The following is an 8,869-nucleotide window of genomic DNA, read 5'->3' on the forward strand; positions in this document are numbered from 1 at the left end:
GCTGGCGCAGCCCGTCAGGAGCCACAGCGGAAGGACGATGCGTCCGTGAACCGCGACAAGGCGCCACCAGCCTGATCTCTCAAAAATCGAATACATGATCCCTTCGCTCCGTGAGGGGTATGGTACCACCATGTTTTATGATTCAAGGAGACGTGACAAGGCGCTGTCGATACATAAAAACCAGTCCTTGCCGGTCGCTCCGCGAGCTGAGTGTTATTCGTCCGCCGAGTTGATCGGCAATATGACGAGCGATGGTCAGACCCAGACCGCTACCGCCTTCCGCGCTGTCCGGCAAGCGGTAAAATGCATCAAATACTCTATGCGATTCCTCTGGAGGAATGCCCGGACCACTGTCGATGACTTCCACGACACCCTCTTCGCTATCGCTACGGATTCGGATGGTCACCTCACCGTTTTCCGGGCTATAGCGCAGGGCGTTGTCGACGGCGTTACGTATCAGGCTATGCAGCGCCGCTTCCGTCCCCTCTACCCACACCGCGCCCTCCAGCTCCAAGCCAAAATCCAGGTTTTTCTGCTCCGCCAGCGGATAGAGATCTTCCACTACCAAACGGGCGATAGCGGCAAGGTCCACCGGCTGATGCGTTGCCATTGCCGCCTGCTGACGGGCCAGACTCAACAACTGATCGAGCAGATGACGGGATCGCTCCAGGCCGCTTTTGAGAGGCAGCAGGCGTTGTTTGCATTCGGCGAGGGATTCCGCCCGTTCCAGATTCTGCGCTTGTAGCGAGAGTGCTGTCAGAGGTGTCCGCAGTTCATGGGCGGCGTCGGCGACAAAACGGCGTTGTTGGGTCATCAGCAGCCTGACCCGTTCCAGCAGGCGGTTGATGGCACGCAGGAAGGGGGCGATTTCCTCCGGCACCTCGCTTGCCGACAAAGGCTCGGGATATTCTGCGTTCTGCGCATCTGCCGCCAGGGCCAGGGCATGCACGGGTGCCAGACTGCGCAGGACCAGATAGCGGGCGAATACGATCAGCAAAGGCACCAGCAGCAGAAGTGGCATCAGGGTTCGCAGAGCGCTATCGAAAGCGGCGTCACTGCGGACATCGGTAGACTGGGCAACGGCGAGTTTTTTACCCGGCGCTACCCGACGGACAAAGACGCGCCAGTTCTGGCCGCCCACGTTCACCGTGTGGAAGCCACTGCTCAGGTGAATCGGGAGCTTGAGCAAAGCTGCGGTCGACGGCTGGGATGTCGCTAAAGCTTGCACCACAATGCGCGCGTCAGGGTCTTCATCCAGAGGAGTCGCCACGGGCTTTTCCACGGTCGGCCCATGTTCCGGGGGGATCAGGACCGCGATCTGCCGCAAGGACGCATCCTGGTATTCCTGTGCCTCATCAAAGGCGAGCCCGAATGATGCCAGGCCGGCCAGTAAACCCATACACACAATAGCCATGCTCAATCCGACGGACAAACGGCCTTGCAGAGAACGTATCATGGCTGGCGGACGACCATCCAACCCGCCCCACGGACATTTTTGATGACCTTCGCACCGAGTTTTTTGCGAATACCGTGGATCAGAAAATCAATGGTGTTGCTCTCCACGGCTTCATTCCAGCCATATAAGCGCTCTTCGAGCTGGGCACGGCTGAGAATGGTGCCGGGGCGCAGCAACAAGGCCTGCAGCAATGCGAATTCCCGGGCAGTCAACAGGACTTGTGCATCGCCATACTGCACTTCACGGGTGCTCAGGTCGAGTTGCAGCAATCCGTTGCTGAGTACCGAAGTAGCTTGCCCGCCCTGCCGGCGGATGATGGCGCGCAAACGGGCCAGCAGTTCATCCATTTCAAAGGGTTTGACCAGATAGTCGTCGGCGCCGAGGTCCAGGCCATCGACCCGGTCCGCCAGCGCATCGCGGGCAGTAATGATGATAACGGGCAAGGTGTTGCCCGTGGCCCGGAGCTTTCTCAGCAGATCGCGTCCGTCCAGTTTGGGCAGACCCAGATCCAGCAATATCGCCTGGTGCTCCTGGTTGCCGATGGCCCGCAATGCGGTTTCGCCGTCCCGCACCCAGTCCACGGCATAAGCCGCATCCTGCAGAGCCACTGTAATGGCTTCGCCGATCATTCGGTCATCTTCGACAAGGAGAATGCGCATAAGATGGTCCCAGTATATTCCCGGTGACTTTGCTCGCCCCAAAAGCCCCGTCCCCCCAAAAAGGGAGCGGGGCTCTCGCAATGCCAGTGATCAATCCGGATGCGCGCCTTCGGTGGAGTTCTCCAGAACGGCCCCGGTTTTAGCATCGACGCCTACTTCATGGGTGACTTTGCCATTTTTGATATCGAAAGAATAGCGCAAACCGCTCCCACCCTTCTCCTGCTCCAGTTCTTCGTCCGTGATTTTGCCGGGGTATGCCTTGAAGGCAATAGTCCGGGCCTCTTCGATAGTCACCTTGGCATTGCCCGCCAGATTCTGGCCAGTGAAGGCGAAGGCACTAAGGGATGCTGCGGTCAAAATGACACCCAGCACGCTAATGACCACTTTTTTACTTGATATTCCCATGACATCACTCCTCTCCAATAGATTGAGTTCTGGTGGATACTTGTGCTTCCACCATGTTGCTCACTCTACCACCTCGGAATTAGCGCAGGCTTAGCGCCGAATGATCCGAGCTGTAACGCACGGCAACACGACAGCCCTCTACCACGCAAGGAATAAATATCCGCGATTTCCGAATGCATACTCGTCATCCTAAAAAAAATACCGGCAGAAAAGCTCCAGACATAACACGCTGGAACCTTTCTGCCGCAAATTATAAGTAACTACAGACCTAGAAGTTTACCGCAATACTTCCATATACCGTCAACGGGGCGCCAGGCAATGCCAGCATCTGCCCAGCCGAGTTTCCACCCAGAAGCCCGCCGGCCGTGATGTACTGGAACTCGTTATAGCGATTATTCGCAAGATTGAGGACATCGACACTCAGCTTGATATCCTTCAAACCCGGAATACTCCCACGCGTGGGGATGGTGCTGTCAAAACCCAGATTCACCGTACCATAGCCCGGCATTTTCTGCTGGCTCGGCGCAGTCGTATTGTTATTGAAGACATTTTGTGCGCCGGTGTACTGATACCAGATCCGCGGCTCCAGTAACACGCCCGAGAGATAGTAGCTGTACGCCGTGCCGATATTAAAAGTACTGCTTGGCACGTTGGATACCGGCAGCCCGTCATAACTGACGCCGTTAGTCACGTAATGAGCGAAGGTTGCCTTCTCGAAATTGAGATTGGCAAAGACGTGCAGATTGTAAATCGGGTCATCTTCCAGTGCCATATTGACACCCTGATAGATGGAATCACCATTCGCGTCACCCAGATAATTGCCATTGGCATCGTAGAACGGAATATACTGGTTGGTATAGTGCAGATGGTAAAAGCTCGCCAGCAGAAAGAAATTATGCAGGTAAGTGGCATCCTTGAAATGAATCTTTATGCCCGCATTATAATCGGCGCTTTTTTCCAGACTATAAATCGGTGGGGTGCTTTGATACAAACCACCGCCCCCGCCCACCTGCGGCTCCTTGTATGCCTGCGCGTAGCTGGCAAACACTGCCAGCCATTTGATCGGCTGCCAATTGAAATCCACCGAGGGCTCCACCTTGGTGAAGCTGTTGCTGGCGGCCGGGAGCACACCCTGATTATTCTGCGGATACAGGGCATAAGCCGCGGCGAAATCCGATTGCGCGGCAGGCGTGTAACGCGTCTGATAATTGATGAAACGCACACCTGGCGTGATATGCAGGTTTTTCATCGGACTGATCCGATCCTGGATGAACGCGGCAAGATCCGTCTGGTCAAAATAGTCGCTGCGGTAATGCGCATTGGGCACAGACGCCGAGCCGTAGTACGGCGGGTTGGTATTGTAAAAGGCATTCCGCGAGTTGTACCGGCTGTTCAGAAAGAATCCACCCACGTTCACATCGTTATAGGGCAAGGCCACCGAAAACCAGAGCTTGTCGCCGTACACATCGGTATGGGGATTATTGTACTCGTAGAGATTCTTCGGATTGGACAATCCGTAGTTGTTATAGTGGAAATGCAGACGGTGGCCGTTGCGATACCAGAGCGTGTTATGCAGACCCACCATGCTGTCCAGTGCAAGGTTCAATTTGCTATAGACCAGCCAGGTGGTATTGCCGTCCCGTTTGAACCAGACATTTTCCGGCAGCGAGGAATAATACCCTGACGTCGCCTGGCTATACAGCGGCGAGTTCGGCGTACCATCCATGGTCACACCGGCAATGGGGTTGAGGGGGATGGATACCGGCCGGTAACCGGAACCTTTCGCGAGGTAGGCACCCATTGAAAAGTCACCGTTGCTGAAGGTCTTGCGGGTTTTCAGGAACCAGGCGTAGTTATAACTGGGGTTGGCGAAACCATCCGGGGTTTGCCGGTAGCTGTTGCCGGAACCGGAGCCACCCGCCAGAATGGTGGACCAGCCGTCTATGCTCCCGGTGCGCACGTTGAAGACGATATTTTTGGTATTATAGCTGCCGTAACTCATCTTGATCGAGGCGCCAGCCGTTTTGGTGGGTTGCAAGGGGACAAAATCGATCTGGCCGCCGATGTTGTTATACCAGCGATCCACCGGGTTACCGGGACCATAGGTGACGCCTATACCCTGCAGAATGCCGTTCTGCGGTACCTGAGGACTCTCCCAGAGGCCACTGGAGGGGTTTACCATGGGAACACCGTCAAAGGTGACAGAGAGGCTGCCGTTGTCAATCTGGCCACCGGAGAAACCGCCCCAACCCTGCTTGATCCCGTTCACGCTGATAGAGGTCTTGGTAGAGCCGGTGTATCCATAGCTGGAGACGCTGACGCCCGGCGCATAAGACAACGCCTGCGCGCTGCCGCCTACCGGACCAGCAGCTGCTAATTCATGCTTGTCCAGCACCTTCACCGATTGACCGGAATTAAAACGGTGCTGTTGGGTAAGGGACTGCGCCTCACTGCTCCCAAGGTAAGAACTTCCCTGTGCAGCGGCATTGACCTGACCGACGTCGACGGCAGCATGGTGAGCACTTACCGTGCTGGCAGTAACGCCATCAGCCAGGGCAAGTGCGCTCGACAGCATCATCCCGGATGCCATGAGCGCAACGATGATTGGACGTAAATTCGCGGTGTTACGCATGGTTAAAACACTCCCTGTTATGATCGGTATCCCAAAAGAATCTTTGGGCTTTTCAAAGAGGGAGTATCATAACCACCAAATGTGACGACAATGCGACAGATTAATGACTTTTTTATGACATTTTGAGGGGCATTACCGGCAGTGACAACCAATATCTTTTTGGAAGATGGATCATACGGGAGATGAGGCGATGTCCCTCGGGTTTATCCGTCCCCCTTGCGCCTCGGGGTGAGATAAACCCAGACCGCCAGAAAAAGGAACGCGATGGCGTAGATATTGGTGGTACCCAGGACATCGCCCTTGTTCGCCGTGGCGCCCGGCAGAAACGGTGCACCCCAGCCTTCTGCCGTGGTCCAGACGCCAATGCTGTAGGCAATACCAACGGGGATCACCCAGCGCAGACCACGGCCGATGATAAGGTAGAAAGCGATTACACTTTCTATGATCGCGGCAAAATAGCCAAAGAACACCGGCCCGGCCCAGGTGATGATCGTGATAAAAAAGCTGATATAGGCCGCGATCCAAGCCGGCTCGCCCGGCAGGGCCTGCTGCAGGTAGGTGACGGCATGGGTGAGAAAATAGGGCTGCCATTTCCAGAAGGCATCGACGGCCCAGAGTATGCCGAACAAAACCCGCGCGGTGTGTATGGCCGGCGCGTAAATAGGACGATGCGGTGTTTTGCTGAGGCTCAGGCCTTCCCAGCTTCGCGTACAGACCACGAAAAGGAAGCAGAGCGCATAAATGATGGCGGTGCCAGGATCAGTCGCGCCCTGGGTGTAGGGGCCGCCAAAACCGCCAACGGTACTCCATAGCCAGAGGTTATAAATCACGCCCACCCAGGCCAGCAGTGGCAGGCCGATACCGGTAATGAGGGAGATGGCAAGAATGGCGTCGAGCGCTATAGTCGCATATGCCACATGCTGCGCACCCAGTTGCTGGACCAGTTCCGCCGTCCAGTGACCGTAGCTGGCGATCCAGGCGGGTTGTCCGGACACCCAGTCGGCACTGAAGCTGCTGAGAAAGTGCGTGCTGTAGGCGGGGTCGAGTTGCAACCAGGTATTGATCAGCCAGATCAGACCGAAAAGGATACGGACGGCACCGAACGCCTGTTTACGACGCAGTTCCAAGGGCTGGGGTGTTTTCATCATGCCTCTGATTGTGTCATTAATAACGCGGACATTCTTCAGGAAATCGACAGGAAGGTCAAAGGTCAGGAAATATTTTTATTTAAAGAACAAACACCATGAAAATACTGATCATTGAAGATGAGCCAAAAACCGCCGCCTTTTTGAAAAAAGGTTTTACGGAGGAAGGGGATGTCGTAGATATCGCCAGTAATGGTATAGACGGACAACACTTGGCGGCGACAGGGGATTATGACGTCATCGTGCTGGATGTCATGCTGCCGCAGCGGGATGGCTGGTGGGTGTTGCAGGAAATCCGCAAGCGGCGGGCCGAGCAGCCCGTCATCCTGCTGACGGCGCTGGACGCAATCTCCCAACGGGTAAAGGGTCTGCAGCTCGGCGCCGATGATTATCTGGTCAAGCCCTTTGCCTTTTCTGAACTGCTGGCGCGGGTGCACAACATCCTGCGCCGCTGTAACGTGCGCTCCGAGGACATGCTCCATTGCGCGGATCTGGAGATCGATCTGCTGCGGCATAAGGTCTGGCGCGCGGGAGATACCATCGGTCTTGCCCCTCAGGAATATCGGCTGTTGGCCTATTTGATGCGCTTTCCCGGCGAAGTGCTGACCCGTACGCGAATCGCCGAGCAGGTCTGGGATATGAATTTTGACGGCGACAGCAATGTGGTGGATGTCGCGATCCGTCGGCTGCGCAGAAAGGTCGACGACCCCTATTCCGGCAAGCTGATTCATACCTTGCGAGGGGTAGGTTATGTCCTTGAAACACGCGATTGAGACCCTCCGCCGCGTTACCAGTTCGATAGCTGTACGCCTGACGTTGTGGTATGCGTTGCTCAGCGTTTTATTGATTGCCGCCGCTGGCAGTGCCTTGTATTGGGTACTTGCGGAGCAATTAAGGCAGGTCGACAGCCAGATTTTGGCCAGCAAGATCAATGCAGTGCATAGCGCACTGAGTCGGCATGCCGGGAATGCCGAGGCGTTACGACACGAAACGCAATTGGAGGCGAGTACGATTCGCGGCGTATTTATCTGGGTCAGCCGCCCCCCTGCCGGCATTATTGCCCGCGGTCGTGGCTTCAATCCGCTTCTGGATAGTCCACGACCATTCACGAAATCACCCAATACTCTGAAAGAAAAGGAGTGGAAATGGAAAATACACGACCACGATCATTATCTGGTCATGGCACAACCTCTTGCAGGTAATCCGCCAACAACGATTTATGTCGCCATCAGCACCACGCAGAATGCGCAATTTTTGGCTATTTATCGGCAGGTGCTGCTGCTGGCGACCACCCTCGTCCTGCTGGCGGCGGTGGCGGCGGGCTATCTGATTGCCCGGCGGGCTATGCGGCCGGTCGCACGGTTGGCGCAGATTATCGATGAGCTGGGTGCCGGGCAGTTGCATCGGCGCGTTGCGGACGAACATTGGCCTGGCGAACTGCGTACTCTGGCGGCTAACTTTGACCGCCTGCTGGGTCGGCTGGAGACCTCCTTCAACCGTATCTCGCGATTCTCCGCAGATATCGCCCATGAACTGCGCACTCCCCTGCATATCCTGCGCGGCGAGGCGGAAATCGCACTTTCCAGAAACCGCAGTCCGGCGGACTATCAGACGTGTATCGAGTCGGCTATGGATGAATACGGACGGCTTTCGCGCATGGTGGACTCCCTCCTCTTTCTCGCCCGCGCGGAGCAGCCAGATGCCCAGCTCGACACACCGTTGCTGGACAGCCGGGAAGAAGTAGCGGCAGTCTGCGCCTTTTATCAGGCGATGGCCGACGAGTTGGGGGTTGCGCTGGTCAACAGGGCCAGTGGGTCAGTGGCGGCGAATCCCGGACTGTTGCGGCGCGCACTGGGCAATCTGCTCGGCAACGCGCTGCGCCATACCCCTGCGGGCGGGCAGGTCAGTATCCGAACCGCCATTCAGCCATCGCTACTGCAGATCATCGTCAGCGATAGCGGTTCCGGGATAGCGCCAGAGGACCTGCCGCATGTATTTGACCGCTTTTATTGCGCGGATGCGGCGCGCCTGCGTCAGGGTCAGGGCACCGGGCTGGGGCTCGCCATCGTGCGGTCCATTATGCAGTTGCACGGCGGCGAGGTCGCACTGCAGAGTGAATTGGGGATGGGCACCACCGTCACTTTATCTTTCCCAATTATCGCGACAGAAACTCTGGCATCGCACTAAAGATGACGAATTCGTCAGGTTGCGGTCACCTTCTGGTTTCCTGCTTTTGCGATGATGCGCCAATGGCCGCAGCAGTTATGGCGGTATTTATCCTGTGCGGAGATAAAATTGTAGTGGTCGATTATCGGAACCCCCCAGAAAAGCACCGAAATAATCCCGCGTTTTTAACCATAAAGGTCCGTGCATGACGCACAAAGCCGCGACACGGCGGATAGCGACTGCGCTCGGAATCGGCGCCTGTCTGCTCTCGGGTACCGCCTCGGCGGACGATCTGACTTTACAGAGTGCCATTCAGCGCGCGCTGGTCAATCAGGCGGTGGTACAGCAGGCGCAGCATATGATCGCGGAGCGCCAGGATCAGGGTCACGCGGCCCATGCCGATCTG

Annotated in this window: 7 protein-coding genes and 1 pseudogene; 3 read left to right on the forward strand and 5 right to left on the reverse strand. The window is 56.4% G+C overall.

The genetic code is table 11. The features are described from left to right. Positions 1-142: 142 nt before the first annotated feature. From Q0C48_RS12465 to Q0C48_RS12485, 5 genes are all read right to left on the reverse strand, one after another. A complete protein-coding gene (locus Q0C48_RS12465; protein WP_291524845.1) occupies positions 143-1,456 on the reverse strand; it encodes an ATP-binding protein in 1,314 nt (437 codons plus the stop codon). Beyond that, entirely contained in the window at positions 1,453-2,115 is a 663-nt protein-coding gene (locus Q0C48_RS12470) for a response regulator transcription factor (RefSeq protein ID WP_291524847.1), read from the reverse strand. Before Q0C48_RS12470 ends, Q0C48_RS12465 begins: the two co-directional genes overlap by 4 nt. Positions 2,116-2,205: 90 nt before the next feature. Continuing rightward, entirely contained in the window at positions 2,206-2,520 is a 315-nt protein-coding gene (locus tag Q0C48_RS12475) for a PepSY domain-containing protein (protein ID WP_291524850.1), read from the reverse strand. Between the two features lie 268 nt (positions 2,521-2,788). Next, positions 2,789-5,152: a TonB-dependent receptor gene (locus Q0C48_RS12480; RefSeq protein WP_291524852.1), complete on the reverse strand. Its 2,364-nt coding sequence runs from the start codon at positions 5,150-5,152 to the stop codon at positions 2,789-2,791. 203 nt (positions 5,153-5,355) lie between these two features. After that, positions 5,356-6,297, reverse strand: a complete 942-nt coding sequence (locus Q0C48_RS12485; RefSeq protein WP_291524858.1) for a hypothetical protein — start codon at positions 6,295-6,297, stop codon at positions 5,356-5,358. A 98-nt stretch (positions 6,298-6,395) separates the two neighbouring features. Between Q0C48_RS12485 and Q0C48_RS12490 the strand changes: the two genes are divergently transcribed. The 3 genes and pseudogenes from Q0C48_RS12490 to Q0C48_RS12500 all read left to right on the forward strand — a co-directional run. Further along, positions 6,396-7,070 (forward strand): heavy metal response regulator transcription factor, encoded by a 675-nt coding sequence (locus Q0C48_RS12490; protein WP_291524854.1) that lies wholly within the window; start codon positions 6,396-6,398, stop codon positions 7,068-7,070. Further along, on the forward strand, positions 7,048-8,484 hold the full coding sequence (locus tag Q0C48_RS12495; RefSeq protein ID WP_291524856.1) for a heavy metal sensor histidine kinase: 1,437 nt from the start codon (positions 7,048-7,050) through the stop codon (positions 8,482-8,484). The genes Q0C48_RS12490 and Q0C48_RS12495 overlap by 23 nt, the downstream gene beginning before the upstream one ends. 184 nt (positions 8,485-8,668) lie before the next feature. Further along, positions 8,669-8,869, forward strand: a pseudogene (locus tag Q0C48_RS12500) (TolC family protein); the annotation flags it as partial.

Origin of the sequence: Acidithiobacillus sp., from assembly GCF_023255755.1 — a bacterium.
Lineage (GTDB): Bacteria > Pseudomonadota > Gammaproteobacteria > Acidithiobacillales > Acidithiobacillaceae > Acidithiobacillus.

What these genes read in the sequence shown, in the direction of transcription:
- Q0C48_RS12465 (WP_291524845.1), bottom strand. Translation starts at nt 1,456, where the DNA reads ATGATACGTTCTCTGCAAGGCCGTTTGTCCGTCGGATTGAGCATGGCT.
- Q0C48_RS12470 (WP_291524847.1), bottom strand. Translation starts at nt 2,115, where the DNA reads ATGCGCATTCTCCTTGTCGAAGATGACCGAATGATCGGCGAAGCCATT.
- Q0C48_RS12475 (WP_291524850.1), bottom strand. Translation starts at nt 2,520, where the DNA reads ATGGGAATATCAAGTAAAAAAGTGGTCATTAGCGTGCTGGGTGTCATT.
- Q0C48_RS12480 (WP_291524852.1), bottom strand. Translation starts at nt 5,152, where the DNA reads ATGCGTAACACCGCGAATTTACGTCCAATCATCGTTGCGCTCATGGCA.
- Q0C48_RS12485 (WP_291524858.1), bottom strand. Translation starts at nt 6,297, where the DNA reads ATGAAAACACCCCAGCCCTTGGAACTGCGTCGTAAACAGGCGTTCGGT.
- Q0C48_RS12490 (WP_291524854.1), top strand. Translation starts at nt 6,396, where the DNA reads ATGAAAATACTGATCATTGAAGATGAGCCAAAAACCGCCGCCTTTTTG.
- Q0C48_RS12495 (WP_291524856.1), top strand. Translation starts at nt 7,048, where the DNA reads ATGTCCTTGAAACACGCGATTGAGACCCTCCGCCGCGTTACCAGTTCG.